This is a genomic window from Streptomyces sp. NPDC021622 (assembly GCF_040640795.1).
Taxonomy (GTDB): Bacteria; Actinomycetota; Actinomycetes; order Streptomycetales; family Streptomycetaceae; genus Streptomyces.
On record NZ_JBFACK010000002.1, the window covers coordinates 310,288 to 332,081 of the forward strand.

A 21,794-nucleotide genomic window follows, 5' to 3' on the forward strand; every position below is an offset into this window, starting at 1 on the left:
TCCGGTGTGACCTTCCAGGACTACGCCACATACATCGCAGGCCTCCCCCGCGTCATCGCCGGGGCCGCCGCGCTCTTCAGGGACGCCGAGGGACGGGTGCTGCTCGTCGAACCCAACTACCGTGACGGCTGGGCGCTGCCCGGCGGGACCATCGAGTCGGACGACGGAGAGACACCACGCCAGGGGGCACGGCGCGAGACCGCCGAGGAGATCGGCCTGGACCTCGAACTGGGGCCGCTGCTCGTCGTGGACTGGGTTCCCGGTGCGGACCGGCCACCGCTGGTCGCCTATCTGTACGACGGCGGGGTGCTCGACGAGGACCAGCTGAAGTCGATCCGCCTCCAGGAGGAGGAGCTGCTCTCCTGGCGCCTGGTGGCCCGCGAAGAGCTGCGCGAGTACTTGCCGGGCGAGCTGGGTCTTCGGGTCCTCGCGGGACTCGCGGCGCTCGACGCGGGGCAGGGTGCGGTGGAGCTGGAGAGCGGGGTGCGGGTGGGCTGAGGCAGCGATGGGGCTGCGGGGCGGCACTCCCTAGAAGAGCGCGGCTTCGCTAGAAGAGCGGTGCTTCGCTTAGAAGAGCGCGGCTTCGCTGCCGGTCGTCGCGCCCTCGAAGGCCAGCAGCCGCTGCTTGCGGTCGAGTCCGCCGCCGTAGCCGGTCAGGCTGCCGCTCGCGCCGATGACGCGGTGGCAGGGGACGATGACGCCGATCGGGTTCTTGCCGTTGGCCAGGCCCACCGCCCGGGACGCGTTGGGTTTGCCCAGTGCGTCCGCGAGCTGTCCGTACGTACGGGTCTCGCCGTACGGGATCAGCTGGAGCTGTCGCCAGACGGTGCGCTGGAAGGGCGTGCCGTCCAGGCGCAGCGGCAGGTCGAACTCCGTCAACTCGCCCGCGAAATACGCCTCCAGCTGGCTGATCGCCTCGCCGAACGGCGCGGGATCGCGGTCGCCGAAGGTCTCCTCGGGTGGACGGTGGCGCTGCTCCGTCATGTAGAGGCCGCTGAGGGTGCCGTCGGTGGACACGAGGGTGAGCGGCCCGTAGGGGCTGTCGATGAGGGTGTGCTGACGGTGCATGAGAGTGCCGCCCTTTTCTTTACGCGGGGTCTTTACGCGGGATCTTTACGCGTGATCTTTACGCGGGGATCGTGTTGATGGGGTGCTCGTCGGTGGCCCACAGGTACTGGACCGCGTACGCCCGCCAGGGGCGCCAGGCCGCGGCGCGCGCGGTGAGCGCGGCCGGGGTATGCGGAAGGCCCAACTCCTGTGCGGCGCGCCGGATTCCTAGATCGGACGGCAGGAACGCGTCCGGGTCGCCGAGCGCACGCATCGCGATGACCTCCACCGTCCAGGGGCCGAACCCGGGCAGTTCCATGAGCCGCGCCCTGGCCTCGTCCCAGTCGCTCTCCACGCCGAGCCTGAGCGATCCGTCGGCGAGGTGACGTACGAGGGTGGTCAGCGTGGTGCGGCGGCTGCGCGGCAGCGCCAGCGCCTCCGGGTCGAGCGCGGCGAGCGCTTCCGGCGCCGGGAAGAGGTGCGTGAGGCCGCCCTCCGGGTCGTCGACCGGCTCTCCGTGCGCGGTGACCAGACGCGCGGCGTGGGTGCGGGCTGCGGCCGTGGAGACCTGCTGGCCGAGCACCGCGCGTACGGCGAACTCCGCCTCGTCGACCGTGCGCGGCACGCGGCGTCCCGGCGCCTTGTCGACCAGCGGCGCGAGCAGCGGGTCGGCGCGCAACTGGCCGTCGACGGCCGCCGGGTCGGCGTCCAGGTCCAGCATGCGGCGGCACCGGCTGATGGCGATGGTGAGGTCGCGCAGGTCGTTGAGGCTGAGACGGCAGGCGATGTGGTCGGGGGTCAGGGTGAGGGCGACGACTCCGTGCCCGTAGGGCAGGCGCAGGGTGCGTCGGTACGCCCCGTCGCGCCACTCCTCCACGCCGGGTACGGCGGTGGCGATGAGGTGGCCGAAGAGGTTGTCCGGGGTGAGCGGGGCGCGGAAGGGCAGGCGGAGGGAGAGCACTCCGGGGGCGGCGGGCTTGGGTGCGGCCGTCTTGGGCACCCGGGCCCTCAGCTCGCCCGGGGCGAGGGCGAAGACCTCTCGTACCGTGTCGTTGAACGTACGGATCGACGAGAAGCCCGCGGCGAAGGCGATCTCCGCCATGGGCAGCGTGGTCGTCTCGATGAGCAGCCGCGCGGTCTGCGCGCGCTGGGCGCGGGCCAGGGCGAGCGGCCCCGCGCCGAGCTCCGCGAGGAGCTGTCGCTCGACCTGGCGGGTGCTGTAGCCGAGGCGGCCGGCCAGGCCCGGGACGCCTTCGCGGTCGACCACTCCATCCCCGATGAGGCGCATCGCGCGGGCCACCAGGTCCGCGCGCTGGTTCCACTCCGGGGAGCCGGGGCTGCTGTCGGGGCGGCAGCGCTTGCAGGCCCGGAATCCGGCCTGCTGGCAGGCTGCCGCACTCGGGTAGAAGCTCATGTTCTCGGGCTTCGGGGGGACCACGGGGCAGCTGGGGCGGCAGTAGATCCGGGTGGTGAGAACCGCGGTGAAGAACCACCCGTCGAACCGGGCGTCCTTCGACTGAACTGCGCGTACGCAGCGGTCGGCGTCGTGATGCATTGCGCTGGCACTGGCCTGGGCGGAGGAGGTTGCCGTGACGGTGGGCATGGCTCAAGGATCGTGCATGGCGGACATGGGTGGCTGGCGAAAATCCGACATGGACCTCGACGCGGTCCGTGGCCCGCCACAGCCTCCCCCTACCGACTGTCTCGGCTGTGGGCAGGCGTTCCGCAGGGCGAGTGGGGTCTCCCCTGCTCGAGCGAAGCCGAGAGCTTGGGGAAGGGTGGGCACAGCCCCAGCCGCGGGGCCCCGATGAAGCAATGCGCCGGGGGCAGCGCCCCTACCCCTCCGCCAGCGCAGCCGTAAACGCCTCGTAGGCCTTCGCATCGAAAAGGACGAAGCGGATCTCGTCAAAGGCGGAAGCCACCGCATGCTTCCGCACCGTGCGGACGGCGATACGGGCCCCGTCATCCAGCGGCCACCGGTAGACGCCGGTCGAGATCGCGGGGAAGGCGACCGTCCGCGCCCCCACCTCCTCGGCCACCCGCAGCGACTCCCGGTAGCAGGACACCAGCAGGCCGGACCGGTCCTCCGTGGCGGACCACACCGGCCCCACGGTGTGGATGACGTACTGCGCGTCAAGCCGCCCGGCGGTGGTCGCCACCGCCGCACCGGTCGGCAGCCCCTTGCCGTAGTGCGAAGCCCGCAGCCGCCGGCACGCCTCGAGGATCTCCGGCCCGCCGTTCCGGTGAATCGCACCGTCGACCCCGCCACCTCCCAGCAGGGAAGAATTCGCGGCGTTGACGATCGCGTCGGCCGACTGCCGGGTGATGTCGCCCTGGACGAGCGTGATGGCCGTCATGCGGAGCGAAGCCTCCTCCATACCGCCTTGGCGGCGTTGTGCCCCGACATGCCGTGCACCCCGGGCCCCGGCGGCGTCGCGGACGAGCAGATGAAGACCGCGGGATGCGCGGTGTTGTACGGGAACAGAGACAGCTTGGGGCGGAGCAGGAGCTGCAGCCCGCTCGCCGCGCCGCAGGCGATGTCACCGCCCACATAGTTCGCGTTGCGCGCGGCCAGCTCCGCAGGGCCCGCTGTGGCGCGCGCGAGGACCCGGTCCCGGAAGCCGGGGGCGAACCGCTCCAGCTGCCGCTCGATCGCGTCGGTGAGATCACCGCTCCAGCCGTTCGGCACATGGCCGTATGCCCAGAAGACCTGCTTGCCCGCCGGCGCGCGCGACGGATCGACGACGCCGGGCTGCACGGTGATGAGGAAGGGCCGGTCGGGCGCGCGGTTCTCGCGCGACACGGCACGCAGGGCGGCGTCGATGTCGGCGCTACTGGACCCGACCTGCACGGTGCCCGCGGCGCGCGCCTCCTTGGCGGTCCACGGTACGGGGCCGTCAAGGGCGTAATCGATCTTGAAGGCGCTCGCGCCGTAGCGGTAGTTCTCGTAACTCCGCCCCAGGCCCGCGATCCGCGCGAGCGCCGTGGGGGATGTGTCGAAGACGTACGCGCGGGCGGGCGGCAGGTCGTCGAGCCGCTTGACCTCGTAGTCGGTGTGCACCGCGCCGCCGAGGTCCTTCAGATACGCGGTGAGCGCGTCGGAGATCGACTGCGAGCCGCCGCGCACGACCGGCCAGCCGCGGGCGTGTGCGGCCAGCGCGAAGACCATGCCGACACCGCTGGTGGCGAGCCCGCCGAGCGGCGCGATGACATGGGCGACGAGCCCGGAGAACAGGGCGCGGGCCCGGTCGTCGCGGAAGCGCCGCATCAGCCACGTGGCGGGCGGCAGGCCGACGAGCCCGAAGCGCGCGAGGGTCAGCGGGTCACGCGGCAGGGCCGTCGTCGGCAGCGACATGAAGTCCCGCAGGACGGTGTCCCAGTTGTGGAGGAAGGGCTCGACGAGTCGGCGGTACGTCCCCGCGTCGCGCGGCCCGAACGAGGCGGCCGTCTCGGCGACGGAGCGGGAGAGCACGGCGGCGCTGCCGTCCGGAAAGGGGTGCGCCATCGACAGCTCGGGCTGCAGCCACTCGAGTCCGTACCGGTCGAGCGGCATGGTCCTGAACACCGGTGAGTTGACACCCAGCGGGTGGGCGGCGGAACAGGGGTCGTGCCGGAACCCGGGAAGGGTCAGCTCCTCGGTCCGCGCACCGCCGCCCACGGTGCTCTTGGCTTCGAAGACGGCCACCGAGAAGCCACGGCGGGCCAGCTCGACGGCAGCGGTCAGACCGTTCGGTCCCGCCCCCACGACGACGGCATCAAGCATCGACGGCACCTTCGGACTCCTTTGTCAGCCGATGGCCACTGCCGCCCAGGATAGGCCTGGCCACCGACAGCGCCGTCGGCGCGGGTAGCCTCTGCCGGGTGACGCGATGGTTCCGCCGCGCCGACGCGGGCTCCGACGGCTGGTTCGAGGCCGGGGACGACTCCGTCGTCGTACGCCAGGCGTCCTTCGACGAGCCGCACGGCACGGCCTCCGTCGCCGCCTCGCGCGATGAACTCGCCTGGGTCCACGAGCAGTTCGGAACGCTCGGCGCGGGGCTCTACACGGCGCGGTACGGCGCACTCCTGAACGACTCCGTCGAGGATGACGCCGGGCCCGTCACCGAGGCGGTCACCCGGCCGATCGCCGAGCCGGTCACCGAGGCGGAGTTCGAGCAGGCGTGGCGGCGCGCCCGCCACGGCCGCAACACCTCACCGCCGGGTCCGGGCGGCCCGCTCCCCCAGGGCACGCGGCTGACCGGCACGGTCGGTGAGCTGCCATGGGGTCCGGGCAGGACCGGGCTCTTCGTGGACCTGGGGCTGCCGATCCACTGCTTCGTGGACCTGACCGGGCTCCCCCTGGATCCCGGGGACTGGCCGGCCGTCGGCACCGTCACCGAATTCGAGGTCACCACCGTCCACTTCAACTTCGAGTCGGGCGGCGACCCGCAGATCAGGCTCCAGCCGACAGCAACGCCACCACCCGGTCGGCCGTGGCCGCGTCCCGGGCGGCCGTGAACGGCAGGGCGTTGCCGCCCGCTATCCGGAAGGGCTGACCGGCCACGGTCAGGTCGCTGCCGCCGGCCTCCGCCACGAGCAGCAGTCCCGCCGCGTGGTCCCAGGCCAGCTCCCAGGAGAAGGCGATCGCATCCAATTCGCCCTTGGCTATGGACAGATACTCAAGACCGGCCGACCCGCAGGGCCGCGGCGCGACGCCGTCCACCCGCAGGCCGCTGAGTGCACGCTTCTGGTCTTCGGTGGTGAAGTCCGGGTGCGAGGTGGCCACTTCGAGCACCTCGCCCGGCGTGCCGGCCACCAGGCGCCGTCCGTCGAGCCAGGCGCCCTTGCCGCGCACCGCGACGGCCATCTCGTCAAGCGCCGGGGCATACGTCCACGAGGCGTGCACCTCTCCTCGCCACGCGAGCGCGACGAGCATGCAGAAGCCGGGGTCGCCGTGGACGAACTGCCGGGTGCCGTCGACCGGGTCGACGATCCACACCGGCGCGTCGCCGCGTATCGCCTCGTACCGCGAGGGGTCGGCGTGGACGGCTTCTTCTCCTACGACCACGGAGCCGGGCAGCAGCTCCGTGAGCGCGGCGGTCAGCTGCTCCTCGGCGAGGCGGTCGGCCACCGTCACCAGGTCGTGCGGGCCGCTCTTCTGTACGACGTCTTCCGCTGTGAGCTGCCGGAACCTCGGCATGACCTCGGTGGCGGCAGCCTTGCGGAGGGCCTCTTCTACTGCGGGTACTCCGCTTTCCAGAAAGTCTTCGATCATGCCTCCATAAGAGCACGCCCCGCTGACAACGCGTACGGAGCGGGTGTATGAGGGGTTTCCCCAACGTGAATTCCACGCAACCCCGGGCGCCGGTCCACAGCCGCGGCCCACGGCAGCACGCCCGCCTCACCTCTCCGCGTTCAGCGCGTCCACCGCGCCCCTCGCGTCGCCGATCGTGAGGTAGTCCACGGCGACGAAGTTCACCGGCCTGCCGCGCTCGCGTTCGCAGGCGTGCACGCGGTCGAGGACCGCGGCGCGGGTGTTGACCGTGCCGGCGTCCAGGCGGCTGCCGCCGTCGATGGTGATGAAGTGGTTCAGGAGGAAGAGGCGCTTGTCCGTGCCGCCCCGGTGCGGCACGCAGGTCATGTCCTCGGGGGTGCGGAACGCGTAGGGGGTTTCCATGCCGTACCGGTAGAAGTTGCGGTACCAGGAAGCGGGCCCGTCGGCGCGCTCGGCGAAGACGACCAGGCGCTTGCCGCTGTCGATCATCTCGCCGAGCTCGGGCCACGGGCGGGACGGGTCCGCGGCGGGCTCGAACAGCAGGTCCGTGAGACCGGCCTCCTCGAAGGCCGCCGCGGTGGCCTCGCCGTCCACGGCGTCCTGCACGATCAGCGTGACGACCTCGGTGGGGTGGGCGCGCAGCCAGTCGCCGACCTCGCGCAGCGTGGGCACGAGGCCGATGGCGCCCGCCCGGCACACCGAGTGGCAGAGCCACAGGCCGTCGCGTGGCGGGTTGAACTTGTTGATCGCGGCCAGGATCTGCCCCTGCAGCCGGGGCGAGAAGTCCGACCCTTCGAGCCGTTCCGCGATCTGCTCCGGGCGCTCCCAGGTGTAGGTGTCGATCTGCAGGGCCCGTACGCCGTCGTTGAGCTGGGCGGTGATGCGGGGGTCCTGAAGGGGCCCGATGAACTGGTCGGCGGTGGTGGACATCGCGTTGTGCGAGGTGAGCTGGGCGATCTCGTCGTAGCCGCGGTCGCAGAGCCTGGAGCTGCCCTGGCAGACGCGCGGATCGGCACGGCCCGCCGCGAGGGGCGCGAGGACGACGCCGACGAGCGCGACACCCGCCACCCCGACGAAGAGCAGTCGCACACGGCGGAGGCCGACCGTCAGGGCCGGTCCCGCCTGCCAGACCCAGCTGACGGAGACGAGCAGCGCGCCTGCGGCGAGCAGGATGTACGCGGCGACGGTCGCGGTGGTGAGCACACCGTCCACGGCCGCGCTCCCCACGTCGTCGACCAGCCGTGAAACGGATCCCGGCCAGGACTCGGGCGTGCTGACCAGGCCGCCGTCCATGGCCACACGGGCGGCCACCACGCACAGCCCCGTGAGGGCTCCGCCCGCGGCGAGCGCCCAGCCGAGCCCCGTCAGGCGCCGTGCGGGAGCCGCGGGCCCGGAGACCCACAGGAACGCCAGGGCCGCGACGCCGAGCAGGGCGGCGAGCGGCTCGACCACGCCCTGGGCGAGATGTGTGACGGAGCGCGCCCGGTGCAGCGGGGCGAGCGCGTCGCCCGATGTGTCGAGGTCGGCGGTGATGTCCCAGGTGTCGCCGCCGGCGGTCTCGCGCAACTGCTCGGTCGCCTGGCGGGTGCGGTCCGACACCGCCTCGGGCCCGACAGCGGCGAGCGCGGAGGCGACGTCCCCGCTCTCCAGCGCCACCTCGACCTCGGGACGGAGTTCGTCCCGGCGGTCCTCGGGCACCACCTGGAGCAGCGCCCGCGTGGCCGTAACAGCCTGGTCCCTCGACAGCTCCAGGGTGGGCAGATCGGCCGGCGGCACCCCTGTGGCCAGGGATTTCGCGGCCCGGTCGAGGTCCGCGACGAAGGCGGGGAAGTCGGGTTCGGGCTGCCGTTGCAATGAGGCGACGAGATCACCGAAGTACGTCTGGGCCAGGTTGCCGACATTGGTGAGCAGCGGGCGCAGGTCCGCGGTGAGGCGCAGCGTGTCGTGCTCGCCCCGCAGATATCCGGTCACCTCCGCGATCTGGCGGTCGGCCATGGCGCGCAGGGTCTCCGGGGGAAGCACGATCTTCAGGTTGGAGGTGACGGCCGCCTCCGGGACCGGCAGCCGCCCCAGCAGGTCACGGGCGACCGGGAGGGTCTGCGGGTCGACGAGGACTTCGTTGTAGAGGCGGTCGTAGGCGCGCTGCTCGTCGAGCACGCGCTGGTGGAAGCCGGGGCTGAGGACCGTGCTGCGCGCCGTGGCCGTCGCGGCAAGGACGGCCACGCACAGCACCGCCACGATCCAGGCGACGGGCCGGAGCCGGCGCCGCAGACGGATCGCGCGCTGTTCCATGAACTCAGGTTGAGTCCCACGGGCGGGCGCGGCGACTCGGTACGTGCGTGACGCACCGGCCCCGGCAGACGACAGCCGAGGCGAAATGCCCCACCCGCACAACCGACATAAAGTGCATTACGCGGCGTAATGGCGCCGGCGGCCTTCAGTAGCCACCCGTCCCGAAAGGGCCCGCCCCATGCACCCCTCCCTCACCCCGGAAGCCCTCGCCGAGCTGCGGAAGACGCGCCCTTATCCGGCCGTCACGGTCCTGCTGCCGACGCACCGCAGGGAACCGGACAACGCCCAGGATCCCGTGCGGCTGCGCAATCTCGTCGCCGAGGCCAAGGAGCGCCTGAACGCCGACCCGGCCGTGACCAAGGAGCAGCGCGCGGAGGTGGCGGGGCAGCTGGACCGGGCGGTGGCCGATATCGATCTTGTGCACGCCGAGGACGGGCTCGCGGTCTTCGCCGCCCCCGGCGAGCACCAGGTGTGGTCGATCGCCAGGACGGTGCCGTCGCGGGTGGTGCTCTCGGACACGTTCCTGACGCGCAACCTCGTCGCGGCCCGGGCCGCCGAGCGCCCGTACTGGGTCCTCGCCGTCTCCGCCGACCGCGTCACGCTGTGGGACGGCACGCCGGAGCGGGTCGGCGAGCACACCGCCGACGGGTTCCCGCTGACCCGGAGCCTCGACGACCCGGACGCCGAGCGCAAGGAGCGGATCGGCGATCTGCCGAGCACCTTCCGCGACGAGCGGACCCGTACGTTCCTGCGCGCGGCGGACCAGGCGATGAGCGCCGTCCTCGACGCTCACCCGCGCCCCTTGTTCGTGGCCGGGGAAGCCGCGGCGCTCTCCCTCCTCGACGACATCGGCACGGTCACCAAGAAGGCCACGCGGGTGCCGCACGGCGGACTCGCGGACGGCCCTGCGGACGCGGTGGGCCAGGCGATGGCTCCGCTCGTCGCCGACCGGGAGAAGGCCGAACTCGACGCCCTGCTCCAGGAGTTGGACACCGCACGGGGCCAGCGGCAGTTCGCCGCGGGGCTCGACGAGGTCTGGCAGAACGTGACCGCCGACCGGGTCCGGCTGCTCGCCGTCGACGACACCTTCCGGCAGACCGTGCGCGACGACGGCGGGCATCTGGTGCCGGCCACCGCCGACGATCTCGACGCCGTCGAGGACATCGTGGACGAGATCGTGGAGCGGGCCCTGGACACCGGCGCGCAGGTCCGTTTCGTACCCGAAGGAACGCTCACCGAGCAGGGCGGGATCGCCTGCGCCCTGCGGTACTGACGTCAGCCCCAGCAGTGATCAGTCGCAGCAGCGAGCAGTCGCAGCAGTGATCAGTCGTAGCAGTGAGTCGCAGCAGTGAAAGGACCGCTCCGAATGAAGCCCCTGCCGGCCGGCGCGCCGCGACGCCCCAGGAAGGTGGTATCCGCCGCCCTCGCGCTGGCCGCCGCCGTCACGGCCGCCGCCCTCATCTCGTGCAGCACCGACAGCGACGCCCCCTCCAGCGAGGGCAGCCGGACCATCAGCGAGCGGCCGACGGCTCCCCGTTCGGCGTCCTTCTCGGAGAAGACCGCGTCGCCCCTGAAGTCGGCCGCTTCCGAGGCCGCCGAGTCCGCGCGCGCTTCGGCGTCGGAGGCGGCGCAATCGGCCTCGGAGCGCGCGGACGAGTTCGGGGCGTCCGTGTCCGCGGAGTTCGAGCGGGTCCAGAAGGCCGCGCAGGACGAGTTGAAGGACGTGGACGGCGAGGGCAACGCGATGGCCGACGTATCGATGACGGGCAGGCCGCGCTCCGAGACCGGCGGTGTGCTCGCCTCCATCGTGACCATCACCAACAGCACGGACGAGAAGGCGTCTTACGCGATCCAGGTCGACTTCCTGGATCCCGACGGCAAGACCGTGGAGACGCGCTACATCGGCAAGGAGGACCTCGACCCCGGCGAGCGGGCCCAGGCGTACGCCATCAGCCACGCGCCGCCGGAGCCGAAGCTCTCCGCGAAGCTGGTCAAGGCCCAGCGCTACTGAGCCGCGGCCTGGTTCAGAAGTCGACGGCGTCGCGGATGAGCGGGCACGTCATGCAGTGCCCGCCGCCGCGGCCCCGGCCGAGTTCGGCGCCGACGATGGTGATGACCTCGACGCCCGCCTTGCGCAGCAGGGTGTTGGTCTGGGTGTTGCGGTCGTAGGTGACGACCACGCCCGGCTCCAGGGCGACGGCGTTGTTGCCGCTGTCCCACTGCTGGCGCTCGGAGGCGTACACGTCTCCGCCGGTCTCGATGACCCGCAGCCCGGAGAGCCCGAGCGACTTGGCGACGACCTCGACGAACGTACGCGAGCCCTCATCGGTGATGTCCATGCCGGCCGGTCCTCCGCCGGGGCGCAGCGTGAAGGAGTGCACGGCGTCCATGATCTTCGGGTAGAGCGTGACGACGTCGCGGTCGGCGAAGGTGAAGACGGTGTCGAGGTGCATCGCGGCCCGCAGCTTGGGCATGCCGGCGACGACGACCTGCTCCGCCGCGCCGCTCTGGAACAGCGAGGCCGCGACCTGTGTGATGGCCTGCCGCGATGTGCGCTCGCTCATGCCCATCAGTACGACGCCGTTGCCGACCGGCATGATGTCGCCGCCCTCGAACGTGGCCTGGCCCCAGTCGAGTTCGGGGTCGCCCCACCACACGCGGGCGCCGGTGAAGTCGGGGTGGAACCGGTAGACGGCCTTCATCAGGAGCGTCTCGTCGTGCCGGGCGGGCCAGTACAGCGGGTTCAGCGTGACGCCGCCGTACAGCCAGCATGTCGTGTCGCGGGTGTAGAGCGTGTTCGGCAGCGGCGGCATCAAGTACTCGCGTACGCCGGTGGATTCGCGTACGAGCGCGACATGGCCGGAGCGGAACTGGTCCGGCAGATCCGCGGTGGCGAGGCCGCCGATGAGGTAGTCGGCCAGGCGGCGCGGCTCCAGGGTCTCCAGGAAGGCGCGGGTGTCGTCGATGAGTCCGAGCCCCACCTCGTTCGCGGTGATCTTCCGCTCCAGGAGCCAGTTCCTGGCCTCGGGGATCGCCATGGTCCGGGCGAGCAGGTCGTGCAGTTCGACGACCTCGACACCGCGTTGCTTGAGCTTGTCGACGAAGTCGGCGTGGTCGCGCTGGGCGTTCTCCACCCACATGACGTCGTCGAAGAGCAGGTCGTCGGCGTTGGTGGGGGTCAGTCTGCGGTGTGCGCGACCGGGCGCGCAGACCAGCACCTTGCGCAGCTTGCCGACCTCGGAGTAGACGCCGTAGTCCGGGGTGCTCGGCGTGTCGGGGCTTGTCACGGTGTGCCTTTCCGATGCGGATTCCGATGCGAGTACGGCGTGGGAATGGGGGCGGTTGACGGTGGGTCAGAGGCTGATCCAGCCGACCGCGAGGGCGATGACACCGACCACCGCGCCGGCGGTCGAGACGGCGAGGATGACGAGTTCGCGCGGCGAGAAGAGGCGTCTGCCCTGTTCCCGTCTGGCCATCACGAAGAGGATCGTGGCCGGGGCGTAGACGATGAACGAGACGAGGACGAACTTGAGGCCTGCCGCGTACAGCAGAAACGCCGTGTAGATGACCGCGATCGCGCCCACGACGAGTTCGCCGCGCGTTCCCCTGCCCCCGTGGGTGAGGTCGTCCGGCCGCAGCGCGATCTTCGCGGCGAACGCTGCCGCGAGCAGATAGGGGATCAGGGAGAGCGAACTGGTCAGGTCGAGCGCGAAGTTGAACGCGTCGTCGGAGAACGACGTGACGATCAGGACGACCTGCGTCAGGCACGTGGTCATCAGGAGCGCGGGCACGGGCACGTCGGCTGCGGTGGAGCGGCCGAGGAAGCGCGGCATGTCGTCGTCCTTGGCCGCCACGAACAGGACTTCGGCGGACATCAGCGTCCAGGCCAGATACGCGCCGAGCACCGAGATGATCAGTCCTACGCTGATGAACACCTGGCCCCAGGTGCCCACCGCGGACTCCAGGACTCCGGCCATCGAGGGCTGGCGGAGCGCGGCGATCTCGTTCATCGGCATGATGCCGTACGACACGATGGTGACCGAGGCGAAGACGGCGAAGACGCTGAGGAACCCCAGGATCGTGGCCCTTCCCACGTCCTTGCGGCGCTTGGCGTGGCGCGAGTAGACGCTGGCGCCCTCGACGCCGAGGAAGACGAAGACGGTGGCGAGCATCGTGCCGCGCACCTGGGCGAAGAGGGAGCCGGAGTAGTCCGCGCCGCCGAAGTTGTCGGCGAAGACGTCCGCCTTGAAGTAGAAGAGCGTCAGGACGACGAAGAAGAGGATCGGAACGATCTTGGCGACCGTCACGACGCGGTTGATCGCCGCGGCCTCCTTGACGCCCCGCTTGATGAGCTGGAAGAACCCCCACAGGCCCGCCGACGACAGCAGCACGGCGAGGCCGGTGTCCCCCTCGCCGAGGCCCGGCCAGATGGCGCCGACCGTCGACATGATCAGGACCCAGTACGTGACGTTGCCGACGCAGGCGCTTGCCCAGTAGCCGAACGCCGAGAAGAAGCCCAGGTATTCGCCGAACCCGGCCTTGGCGTAGGCGTAGACACCGGCATCCAGATCGGGTCTGCGGACGGCGAGTGTCTGGAAGACGAAGGCGAGCATCAGCATGCCGGTGCCGGCGATCGCCCACGCGATCAGCGCACCGGCGACACCGGTCTCGTCCGCGAAGCGGCTGGGCAGCGAGAAGACCCCGGCGCCGACCATGGAGCCGACGACCATCGTCGTCAGCGTCAGGAGCGTCAGTTTGGCCGCCGGTGCGGATCCGGTGGTGGCCTGCTCGCTCGTGTCGGCGTGGCTCATCAGCCGCTGGTCGCCTCCCGTCCGGGCGGGCCGGCGCCGACGGTCGACCGACCACCCTGAGCGCGAACCTATCCCCGGCCTACCGGATTGTCCTGATATGGACACCCAAGGCGATGAAAGTGAACCGTGCGCTGCGGCTAACTCGGCGGAGTGGACGGTGCGGGTGCCGTAGGCCTGGACGCCCTGGTGTCGTCGGCCGGGGTCTTCTGCCAGGCGGTCGTGCCGATGCGGCCGGTGTTGCCGAGGTCGATCCGGCCCTGCGGCGTCACGGTCGCCTTGCGGACGCCGTTGGCCGGGGTGACCTCCAGATAGGTGCCGCTGACGGCGGTCGTCGTCGTGTCGGTGACGGTGTTGCGCCAGACCAGCGCGGTGTAGGCCGACTCCCCTTGCTTCAGCGTGACGGGGTGCGGCCCGGGGTCGTCCATCTGCGTGACGGGTTCCGGCCCTTCGAGGATCTGTACGTCGAGGGGTTCGCGGTGCTCGTCGAGCACCCTCAGTCCCGGGTAGCCGTTCAGCCGCTGGACACGCTTCCCGCAGTTGGTCAACGTCACGCTCATCGCGCGCAGCCCCATGGCGGCGTCAACCATGCCCGGCTCGATCCGCACGCCCGATGCGGGGCACGAGGACGTGGGCGCGGCCGGGACAGGGGCCTCCTCGACGGGGATCGGCGTCCTCGACGCCAGGCCGGGCGCCGTGGGCACACCCGAAGCGGCAGCGGAAGGACCGCCCTCGGGAGCAGCATCGGCCGTCCGCTCAGGGTTCCTCTCCCGATCGAGCTCATCCGACAGCCCGCACCCTGCGGCGAGCAGGGCGACAGCCGCGAGGGCCCCGACTTGTCTGAACGGTATGACGGTCACCCGGCGATCTTATGGAGTCGCGTTCCGGGCAGCCACGAGCCCCGATTCGTAGGCGAAGACGACCAGTTGGGCCCGATCGCGCGCGCCGAGCTTCGTCATCGCCCGGCTCACATGCGTCTTCGCCGTGAACGGGCTGATCACCATGTGCTCGGCGATCTCCTCGTTCGTCAGTCCGCGCGCGGCGAGCGCGGTGACCTCGCGCTCCCTGCGGGTGAGCGTCTCCAGGCCCGGCGCCGTTGCCCGGTCCGGCGGCCGCGACACAAACTCTCCGATCAGCCTGCGGGTCACCGAGGGCGAGAGGAGGGCCTCCCCGCGAGCGACGATCTCGATGCCCTGCAGCAGATCCGCGGGCTCGGTGTCCTTGAGCAGGAACCCGCTGGCCCCGGCACGCAACGCATCGAAGACGTACTCGTCGAGGCCGTAGTTGGTGAGGATCACGACGCGTACGCCTCCGAGCCGCGGGTCGGCGACGATCCGACGCGTCGCCTCGATCCCCGTCATCACGGGCATCTGTACGTCGATGAGCGCGACGTCGGGCACACACTCGCGCACGAGGGCAACCCCGCGCTCCCCGTCGGCGGCCTCCCCCACCACCTCGATCCCGTCCTCGGCATCAAGCAGCGCACGGAACCCCGCCCGCATCAACGCCTGATCGTCCACCAACACGACCCGGATCACGCCCACTCCCCACGCCGCCGGGCATCGGCGACGACCTTCGCCTTCGAGCCGGGCGAGGCGCCGGGGCCGTCCGAGACGCCTGAGGCGAGTGAGCCGGGCGAGGCGCCCGTGCCATCCAAGACACCTGGAGCACGCGAGCCGGACGAGGCACCTGGGCGATCCGAGATGCCTGGGGCACATGAGCCGCCCGAGCCCACCGACTCACCCGAGCCTGCCGAGACGCCTGGCCCGCCCACCGATCCACCCGAGCCTGCCGAGGTGCCTGGATCTGCCGATCCGCCCAAGCCCACCGAGACGCCTGGGCTCCCCGAGACACCCGCTCCATCCGAGCCGTCAGAGACGCCGGAAGCGTCGAACCCGTCGGAGACGCCCGAGCTGCCTGCAACACCCGCCTCACCCGAGCCGTCCGGCACCTCCGACCTGCCGTTCCCCTCCATGCCCGCCGCACGCACAGCCTCGGTCGCACGCGCAGCCGCGGCCGCCCCGGCACCGGCACCGGCACCGGCACCGGCACCGGCACCGGCACCCACACCAACCACCCCCGAAGCCATTTCCCCCACCCCCAACGGCAGTTCGGCCCACACCGCGAAACCTCCCTCGGTCCGCGGCCCCGCCCGCAGCGTGCCGCCCAGTGCTACGACCCGTTCGCGCATTCCCGTGAGGCCCGTCCCCTCCGCCGGCGGCAGGCCGGCTTCGGCGACTCCGTCGTCCGTCACGCGGACCGACAACTCCCGCTCTCCATAGTTCAGTTCGACCGCTACCCGCGCGGCACCCCCCGCATGGCGTGCCGCGTTGGTGAGGCCCTCCTGAACGATCCGGTACGCGGCCCGCTCAAGGCCCCCGGCCAGGCTCCGCTCCCGGCCCCGTACCGTCAGCTCCACGTCGAGCCCGGCCGCCCGTGCACGCTCCACCAGGAGCGCGGGGCTCCCGGTCGGCTCGTCCGTGCGCAGTACGTCCAGTGTGGAGCGCAGTTCGCGCATCGCCTCGCCGCTTGCCTCCTGGATGGCGAGCAGCGCGGGCGGTATCTCCTCGCCCCGTTTGCGGGCGAGGTGGACGGCAACCCCCGCCTGCAGCTTGACGATCGAGATGCTGTGCGTCAGCGAGTCGTGCAGTTCACGCGCGATCCGCAGCCGCTCCTCCCCCGCACGGCGCAGCGCAGCCTCCTCGCGGGTCCGCTCGGCCTCCAGGGCGCGCTGCTCGGTCTGGCGCAGATACGCCTGCCAGTTCTTGTCGGCGAGGCCCGTGACCAGGGCGCACAGGAACCAGCCGGCCAGCAGCATGGTCCGCTGGGCCACGTCGTCCGCAGCGGAGCCCGCCACCGCGAAGCCCACGAGGAACGTCCCCGCGGCCGCCGCGGCGACACCCCGGTGGCCCGCCCGCGCCGCCGTGTGCACGGCCGCCACCACCGGTATCGCCGCCACGCTGTCCGCCCCCGCGTGCAGCACCTCGCCCAGCAGAGATGCAGTGGTGACGGCGAGCACCACACGGGGCGCCGCCCGGTGCGCGGCCAGGGCCAGCGAACCTGCCGCCAGCAGCGCGTAGTCAAGGAACCCCGCATCATCCCCGTACACCGTCGCGACGATGACGATCACGCCCACGACGGCCGCGAGCACCGCGTCGCCGAGCCACACCCGCCACCCCTCGCGATCCGCGCGACCAGCCACCCTGCTCACCCCGACCTCCGTCGATCCCCCGCCGCACCCCGCCGCGCATCCGCGCGTTCCCCAGCGTGTTCAAAAACCATAGACCGCACCACTGACAACGGCGTCGTCCGAGCAGACCGCTTCCCCACTACTCCCGCCGCAGTAGTCACGGACCCGCCCGCCCCCGGCGACGTACTCCCAACTGCCTTCCGCCGTACGACGACCCGACGCACCCGGCACCAGCACCCTCGATGCCATGGCAACCTTCCGATACACCGATCCCGTACTGCCGAAGTCCGCGACCGGCAGGACCGCCGACGCCTACGCGCAGATGGCCGTCGATTTCGGCCTCGCGGAGCCCGCGCCGCTCGTCGCGCTCTCCCCGGCACCCGAACTGTTCACCGCCACCTGGGCGTTGCTCCGCGAGTCCCTGCTCGCGGGCGACGGCACGCCCGGTGACGGCACCCCCGGCGGCAGCACCCGCACCGACCGCGAGCTGGTCGCCGTCGGTGTCTCGCTCGCCAACCGCTGCCCGTTCTGCGTGAGCGCGCACACGGTGATGCTGCACGCCACCGGCGACCACCGTGTCGCCGAGCGAGTGCTGCGCGGCGAGCAGCCCGACGACCCGGACCAGGCGCGGCTGCTCGCCTGGGGCAAGGCCACCCGCACACCGGGCGCTCCGGAGCTGGCTCCGCCGTTCCCGCGCGCCCACGCCCCCGCGCACATCGGCACCGCGCTCACCTTCCACTTCATCAACCGTGTCGCGTCGTCGCTGATGACCGAGCGGATGCTGCCGTGCAACGCGCAGCGCCTGCGCGTGGTGCGCTCGCTCGGCGGGCGTTCGCTGCAGAAGGCGGTCCGCCGCTCTGTCACGCCCGGTGACTCGCTTGCCCTGCTCGACGAGCCGCTGCCCGGCCCCGAGTGGGCCGCGGGGTCGCCCGTCGGTCCCGCGTACGCGGCGCTCCGTGCGGCGGCGACGATGGGCGCGGGCCTGCTGGACGATGCCGATCAGCGGCTCGTCGAGGAGACGCTGGCGTCGTGGGACGGCGCACATCCGCCGATGGTGTGGGAGTCGCTGCCGGATCGCGCGTCCCGGCCGGGGGCACGGCTCGCGCTGCTCGCCGCGCTCGCGCCGTACCGCATCACGGACGAGGACGTGGCCGCCTGGAAGAAGCCGCCGTTCAGCGATCACTGCCTGGTGCATCTGATCTCGTACGGCGCGTTCGCCGCCGTCGACCGCATCGAGAGCGGCATCACCGCCCATCTCACCAGGGAGGCGTCATGACCGCGGAGAAGATCGCCGCCGCCAACTCCCGCCAGGTCAGGGCCTGGAACGGCGATGTGGGCGCCCACTGGGCCGCCCATCACGGGCGCTTCGACACGATGCTCGGCGGCCTGAACGACACGCTCTTCGACGCCGCGGCCATCGGCGCCGGCGACCGTGTCCTCGACATCGGCTGCGGCGCCGGGGACACCACCCGGGTCGCGGCCCGGCGCGCCGCGCACGGCCACGCGGTCGGCGTCGACATCTCGGCGCCGCTCCTCGACGTCGCCCGTGCGCGCACCGCGGCCGAGGGCATCCCCAACGCGGCGTACGAACTGGCCGACGCCCAGGTCCATGCTTTCCCGGCCGCGGCGTACGACGTGGCGATCAGCCGGGGCGGGGTGATGTTCTTCGCGGATCACGCGGCCGCGTTCGAGAACATCGGGCGGGCGCTGCGGCCCGGCGGACGGCTCGTGTTCGTCTGTCCGCAGCCCATCAAGGAGACAGAGGAGACAGCGGAGACAGAGGAGACGGGTGAAGCGAGCGAGGAGTCCCGGGCGCTCGCTCTCTTCGGCAAGCTCCTTGAAGAACTTGAAGAAGAAGAGGCAGGGCCCGGTGAGCAGCCGTCCGCCGACGCGCTCGCGACCCGTGCCGCGATGGCCTCGCTCTCCGACCCGGACCGCATCCACGAGGCGCTCGCCGCCTACAAGGACGTCACGGTGACGCCCGTGAGCATCGAGGCCGTCTGGGGCGAAACCCCGCGGGACACGGTCGACTTCATGCTGTCGCGCACGCCGGGCCGGGCCATGGCTCCCGAGGCGCGGGCCGCTCTGGAGGACGTGTTCCGTCCGTACGCGACGGAGAGCGGGGTGCGGATGCGGGCGGGGGTGTGGCTGGTGACGGCGGTACGGCCGTCGTAGGGCCACTGCCCGTCATCCGTCATGCCCTCCCGAACGGCCGTGCGTACCCCACCACTTGGGCGGCGAGGCCCGCGATCGCCGCCGCCTCCACCACTGAGAGGGCGAGCAGCAGTCCGCCCCCTTCGCCGTCGGCCCAGAAGACGACGAGGCCGGCCAGCGGCACCACGCAGAACGCCACCAGGTCGACCAGGCACTGGATGACCTTGCGCGAGCGGCGTCGCGCATCACCGCGATGGGCGGTCTCCCAGCCGAAGGCCGCGGGGGGCGCGGGAGCCGCGGAGTCCGCCCGCTCGTCCGTGGCCGCCAACTCCGCGAGGCGCGGCCCGAGATCGCCCCGTACGTAGGCGCCGATCGCCGAGATCTTCTCGTCGTTGACGAGGTAGGTCCACCCCAGGACGACACAGACGGGCCCCAATGCGAGGAGCATCGAGGCCCGTTCGGTCTGTGCGGTGGCGGCGACGAGTGCCGCGACGGCCGCCAGCGTCACGTACAGGAGATTGTCGCGGAACCCGATCCGGGCCTTCTGCTCGTCCTTGACGACCTGATACTCGGCGAGCAGCAGCTGCCCGACCGTTATGTCCCCCTGCGCCCCGCTCATGCCTCTCCCCATCTGTGAACCGCTACTCCCATAAGTGTCAGGGGAGTTGTACGGTCCTCTCCACTCCGCGTTGGATCACGGAACCCGGACAGCGCAACCTCGCCGACCTCTGCTGCGTTACGCACCCACCGCACGGAATGGAGGCTAGGCCTGCCGACTCGCATGACTTACAGTCACGGCTGTGCGGCGACCGGGGTTCCTGTGCCGCAACGGTCAGAGTGATGCGGCGGAGGCACGGTGGACGCCCCGGAGCCGGCGAAGGCGGTCTGGAACCGGCCTGCGGACGAGCTGACCTACGGGGACGCCGTCAGCCGCCTGCACGCCGAGGACAAGGTGCTCAGGGGCTATCTGGCGCAGCAGCACATGACGGGCGTGGACGAAGAGAAAGTCACGGCGGAGTTCCACCGGGAGCATGTCGTCGGTGAGGTACTGGCCTCGGGATACGGGGAGTACGAGGAATACCAGGACGCCGTGGAGCAGCGCGACCGAGCGGTCGAAGAGTACGGACGCACGCGCTTATCGGCCAGGCGTCTCCTCCTGCTGCTCCGGCTGGTGACACTGCGCTGGCAAGTCGCTTTCGTACGCCGCCAGTGGCGCAATTCCCTGCCGGCCGCGCTCGCGGATCAAGTGGGGCCGGTACTCAGACGCCTGATCGGGGAGGACCACAACACCCTGCTCGTCACTCCCGACATTCTGGGGCTCGTCGAGGTGCACGATCTGCGGTACGTCGTTCCGCACCGCGAGCAGGAGAGCCTCGAAGCGAAGATGGAGTTGATGGCCGGCGGGACCCTTGCGATCTCCGGTCCGCGCGGCGTCGGGAAGTCCACTCTCCTCAGGGATCTGGCGGAGAAGCGGCGCGCGGACAACCATCTCGTGGTCCCCGTGGAAATCCCTTCCGCCTACGTCCCGCAGGAATTCCTGCTCTCGCTGTTCCAGCGGGTGTGCGAGCAGTTCCTGGCGACGCACGGGCGGGCGCCCGATTCGTCGTTCGTCTTCCTCATCAAGCTGCGCAAGCACATCCTGCTGCGGATCCGCGGGGCGGTGTCGTTCTGGGGCCGGCTTCTCGTCGCCGCGGTCCTGCTGTCCGTCGCACTGGCACCGGCGGCACGGGCAATGAACCGATCCCTTGACGGCGGCTTCTCCGGATGGCTGACGCGTACGTGGAATGACATCTGGGCATCGGCGGTGCAGCTCTGGACGGACCACCCGTGGCTGACGCGCGTTCCGCTCGCGCTGCTCGGCCTCGGCATTCTGGTCTCGCTGCCGAGGTGGCAGAAGAAGTCGCCGCTCCTCAAGGAATGCGTCAACTACCTCTATCTCCTGCGGACCGCGCAGAGCACAAGTCTGGCGACCACCACGGGTCTTACGCCCTTTTCCGCAGGAACCGTGGGCGCGGGCCGCACCACGACCCTCTCCTCGCGCACGCTCACCTTCCCTGAGCTGGTGGTCCACTTCCGGGACCTGCTGGAACGCATGGCCAAGGCGGCGGGCAGCGGCCGGATCTTCATCGTCATCGACGAGATCGACCGCATCGGTACGGCAGACGACGCAAGATCGCTGCTCGCCGAGATAAAGGCGGTCTTCGGCATTCCGAACGTCTACTTCCTCATCTCCGTCGCCGAGGACGTCGGCGCCGATTTCGTCCGCCGAGGGCTCCCGGTCCGGGACATCATCGACAGCTCATTGGACGACGTCGTCCATATCGAGCCCCGGACCCTGGAGGAATCGCACGCCATACTCCAGAACCGGGTCCCCGGCCTGACCACCCCTTTCATCGCCCTCGCGCACTGTCTCTCCGGCGGAATCACACGCGACCTGATCCGCTACACGCGCCGGATGGTCACCATCCCCAGCACCGGCCGCAATCAACTGCCCCAGGTGGCCCACGCGCTGCTCTGGGACGAGTTGAGGGAGACACTGTCCGGCTTCCGCGTGCTGCTTGCCAGGGCCGACCACCCGCCCGACTGGGCGCAGCGCATGGACGACACCCGCCTGGCCGTCCTGCTCCTGCAAGAACGGCCGGGGGACGAGCAGACAGCGCTCGCACGCGACGCCGTCCGGCGCCTTATCGACGCGGCCGCACCATCGACCTTGACATCGACCTCGCCATCGCCATCGCCATCGCCATCGCCATCGACGGAGAACGCGGCGGACACCGGCCCCTCACTCGAAACGCGGCGCCAGTGGGACGAGTTGGGGGCGTACGGCGACTTCATGCTCACCCTCCTCGACTTCTTCTGCCGCAAGAACTTCCCCACCCTCGACGACATGAAGGACGCCGGATCGGACTGGGACGTGCAGCGCCTGGCAGAGGCGCGTCGCGAACTCGCCATGTCTCCTGCGGCGACACGGCTCGCCCTGAAACGGTTCCGGGAGGCGTGGGGAATGCCGGAAAGCGACGAGTCTTAGCCCCCTCCAACAGGCCTGATC

General features: G+C 71.1%; 18 protein-coding genes and 1 pseudogene. 7 read left to right on the forward strand and 12 right to left on the reverse strand.

Annotated features, from left to right (window positions below):
- Nucleotides 1-6: 6 nt before the first annotated feature.
- A complete protein-coding gene (locus AB0G47_RS05735; RefSeq protein WP_360764419.1) occupies nucleotides 7-498 on the forward strand; it encodes an NUDIX hydrolase in 492 nt (163 codons plus the stop codon).
- Nucleotides 499-567: 69 nt separating this feature from the next.
- Here AB0G47_RS05735 and AB0G47_RS05740 read toward each other — a convergent pair whose 3' ends face one another.
- The 4 genes from AB0G47_RS05740 to AB0G47_RS05755 all read right to left on the reverse strand — a co-directional run bounded on the left by AB0G47_RS05740 (nucleotide 568) and on the right by AB0G47_RS05755 (nucleotide 4,810).
- The gene (locus tag AB0G47_RS05740) at nucleotides 568-1,068 is read right to left on the reverse strand and encodes a methylated-DNA--[protein]-cysteine S-methyltransferase (RefSeq protein ID WP_360764421.1); all 501 of its coding nucleotides are present in this window, start codon (nucleotides 1,066-1,068) and stop codon (nucleotides 568-570) included.
- A 58-nt stretch (nucleotides 1,069-1,126) separates the two neighbouring features.
- Complete coding sequence (locus tag AB0G47_RS05745) at nucleotides 1,127-2,602, reverse strand: AlkA N-terminal domain-containing protein (protein WP_360765122.1); 1,476 nt, start codon at nucleotides 2,600-2,602, stop codon at nucleotides 1,127-1,129.
- Nucleotides 2,603-2,882: 280 nt separating this feature from the next.
- On the reverse strand, nucleotides 2,883-3,404 hold the full coding sequence (locus AB0G47_RS05750; protein WP_360764423.1) for an O-acetyl-ADP-ribose deacetylase: 522 nt from the start codon (nucleotides 3,402-3,404) through the stop codon (nucleotides 2,883-2,885).
- Nucleotides 3,401-4,810 carry an NAD(P)/FAD-dependent oxidoreductase gene (locus AB0G47_RS05755; protein ID WP_360765124.1) on the reverse strand — a complete coding sequence of 470 codons (1,410 nt, stop codon included), beginning with the start codon at nucleotides 4,808-4,810 and terminating at the stop codon, nucleotides 3,401-3,403. The genes AB0G47_RS05750 and AB0G47_RS05755 overlap by 4 nt, the downstream gene beginning before the upstream one ends.
- Nucleotides 4,811-4,908: 98 nt before the next feature.
- On the opposite strand from AB0G47_RS05755, the gene AB0G47_RS05760 reads away from it, so the two are divergent.
- Complete coding sequence (locus AB0G47_RS05760; RefSeq protein WP_360764425.1) at nucleotides 4,909-5,544, forward strand: hypothetical protein; 636 nt, start codon at nucleotides 4,909-4,911, stop codon at nucleotides 5,542-5,544.
- On the opposite strand, the gene AB0G47_RS05765 is transcribed toward AB0G47_RS05760, so the two are convergent.
- Entirely contained in the window at nucleotides 5,480-6,301 is an 822-nt protein-coding gene (locus AB0G47_RS05765; RefSeq protein WP_360764427.1) for an inositol monophosphatase family protein, read from the reverse strand. The genes AB0G47_RS05760 and AB0G47_RS05765 overlap by 65 nt on opposite strands.
- Before the next feature lie 126 nt (nucleotides 6,302-6,427).
- Nucleotides 6,428-8,593 carry a hypothetical protein gene (locus AB0G47_RS05770; RefSeq protein WP_360764429.1) on the reverse strand — a complete coding sequence of 722 codons (2,166 nt, stop codon included), beginning with the start codon at nucleotides 8,591-8,593 and terminating at the stop codon, nucleotides 6,428-6,430.
- Nucleotides 8,594-8,771: 178 nt separating this feature from the next.
- Between AB0G47_RS05770 and AB0G47_RS05775 the strand changes: the two genes are divergently transcribed.
- A complete protein-coding gene (locus tag AB0G47_RS05775; protein ID WP_360764431.1) occupies nucleotides 8,772-9,866 on the forward strand; it encodes a chemotaxis protein in 1,095 nt (364 codons plus the stop codon).
- A 93-nt stretch (nucleotides 9,867-9,959) separates the two neighbouring features.
- Nucleotides 9,960-10,604 (forward strand): FxLYD domain-containing protein, encoded by a 645-nt coding sequence (locus AB0G47_RS05780; protein ID WP_360764433.1) that lies wholly within the window; start codon nucleotides 9,960-9,962, stop codon nucleotides 10,602-10,604.
- Nucleotides 10,605-10,617: 13 nt separating this feature from the next.
- Here AB0G47_RS05780 and arcA read toward each other — a convergent pair whose 3' ends face one another.
- The 5 genes and pseudogenes from arcA to AB0G47_RS05805 form a co-directional block, all read right to left on the reverse strand.
- Nucleotides 10,618-11,880: an arginine deiminase gene (gene arcA, locus AB0G47_RS05785; protein ID WP_360764434.1), complete on the reverse strand. Its 1,263-nt coding sequence runs from the start codon at nucleotides 11,878-11,880 to the stop codon at nucleotides 10,618-10,620.
- A gap of 66 nt (nucleotides 11,881-11,946) precedes the next feature.
- Nucleotides 11,947-13,404, reverse strand: a complete 1,458-nt coding sequence (locus AB0G47_RS05790) for a basic amino acid/polyamine antiporter (RefSeq protein WP_360764436.1) — start codon at nucleotides 13,402-13,404, stop codon at nucleotides 11,947-11,949.
- Nucleotides 13,405-13,541: 137 nt separating this feature from the next.
- Entirely contained in the window at nucleotides 13,542-14,261 is a 720-nt protein-coding gene (locus AB0G47_RS05795; protein WP_360764438.1) for a DUF4232 domain-containing protein, read from the reverse strand.
- Between the two features lie 9 nt (nucleotides 14,262-14,270).
- Nucleotides 14,271-14,939 (reverse strand): response regulator transcription factor, encoded by a 669-nt coding sequence (locus tag AB0G47_RS05800; RefSeq protein WP_360764440.1) that lies wholly within the window; start codon nucleotides 14,937-14,939, stop codon nucleotides 14,271-14,273.
- A 560-nt stretch (nucleotides 14,940-15,499) separates the two neighbouring features.
- Nucleotides 15,500-16,510 (reverse strand): annotated as a pseudogene (locus AB0G47_RS05805) (histidine kinase); the annotation flags it as partial.
- A 328-nt stretch (nucleotides 16,511-16,838) separates the two neighbouring features.
- On the opposite strand from AB0G47_RS05805, the gene AB0G47_RS05810 reads away from it, so the two are divergent.
- Both AB0G47_RS05810 and AB0G47_RS05815 read left to right on the forward strand, forming a co-directional pair.
- Nucleotides 16,839-17,867 carry a carboxymuconolactone decarboxylase family protein gene (locus AB0G47_RS05810; protein WP_360764442.1) on the forward strand — a complete coding sequence of 343 codons (1,029 nt, stop codon included), beginning with the start codon at nucleotides 16,839-16,841 and terminating at the stop codon, nucleotides 17,865-17,867.
- Nucleotides 17,864-18,766, forward strand: a complete 903-nt coding sequence (locus AB0G47_RS05815) for a class I SAM-dependent methyltransferase (RefSeq protein WP_360764444.1) — start codon at nucleotides 17,864-17,866, stop codon at nucleotides 18,764-18,766. Before AB0G47_RS05810 ends, AB0G47_RS05815 begins: the two co-directional genes overlap by 4 nt.
- Before the next feature lie 19 nt (nucleotides 18,767-18,785).
- Here the strand turns inward: AB0G47_RS05815 and AB0G47_RS05820 are convergent, their stop codons facing one another.
- Nucleotides 18,786-19,364: a hypothetical protein gene (locus AB0G47_RS05820; RefSeq protein WP_360764445.1), complete on the reverse strand. Its 579-nt coding sequence runs from the start codon at nucleotides 19,362-19,364 to the stop codon at nucleotides 18,786-18,788.
- A 237-nt stretch (nucleotides 19,365-19,601) separates the two neighbouring features.
- Between AB0G47_RS05820 and AB0G47_RS05825 the strand changes: the two genes are divergently transcribed.
- Nucleotides 19,602-21,773, forward strand: a complete 2,172-nt coding sequence (locus tag AB0G47_RS05825; protein WP_360764447.1) for a P-loop NTPase fold protein — start codon at nucleotides 19,602-19,604, stop codon at nucleotides 21,771-21,773.
- Nucleotides 21,774-21,794 lie beyond the last annotated feature (21 nt).

Coding starts and splice junctions, on each gene's coding strand:
- AB0G47_RS05775 (WP_360764431.1), top strand. CDS start 8,772: ATGCACCCCTCCCTCACCCCGGAAGCCCTCGCCGAGCTGCGGAAGACG.
- AB0G47_RS05780 (WP_360764433.1), top strand. CDS start 9,960: ATGAAGCCCCTGCCGGCCGGCGCGCCGCGACGCCCCAGGAAGGTGGTA.
- AB0G47_RS05745 (WP_360765122.1), bottom strand. CDS start 2,602: ATGCATCACGACGCCGACCGCTGCGTACGCGCAGTTCAGTCGAAGGAC.
- AB0G47_RS05765 (WP_360764427.1), bottom strand. CDS start 6,301: ATGATCGAAGACTTTCTGGAAAGCGGAGTACCCGCAGTAGAAGAGGCC.
- AB0G47_RS05810 (WP_360764442.1), top strand. CDS start 16,839: ATGGCAACCTTCCGATACACCGATCCCGTACTGCCGAAGTCCGCGACC.
- AB0G47_RS05790 (WP_360764436.1), bottom strand. CDS start 13,404: ATGAGCCACGCCGACACGAGCGAGCAGGCCACCACCGGATCCGCACCG.
- AB0G47_RS05750 (WP_360764423.1), bottom strand. CDS start 3,404: ATGACGGCCATCACGCTCGTCCAGGGCGACATCACCCGGCAGTCGGCC.
- AB0G47_RS05755 (WP_360765124.1), bottom strand. CDS start 4,810: ATGCTTGATGCCGTCGTCGTGGGGGCGGGACCGAACGGTCTGACCGCT.
- AB0G47_RS05740 (WP_360764421.1), bottom strand. CDS start 1,068: ATGCACCGTCAGCACACCCTCATCGACAGCCCCTACGGGCCGCTCACC.
- AB0G47_RS05820 (WP_360764445.1), bottom strand. CDS start 19,364: ATGAGCGGGGCGCAGGGGGACATAACGGTCGGGCAGCTGCTGCTCGCC.
- AB0G47_RS05815 (WP_360764444.1), top strand. CDS start 17,864: ATGACCGCGGAGAAGATCGCCGCCGCCAACTCCCGCCAGGTCAGGGCC.
- AB0G47_RS05770 (WP_360764429.1), bottom strand. CDS start 8,593: ATGGAACAGCGCGCGATCCGTCTGCGGCGCCGGCTCCGGCCCGTCGCC.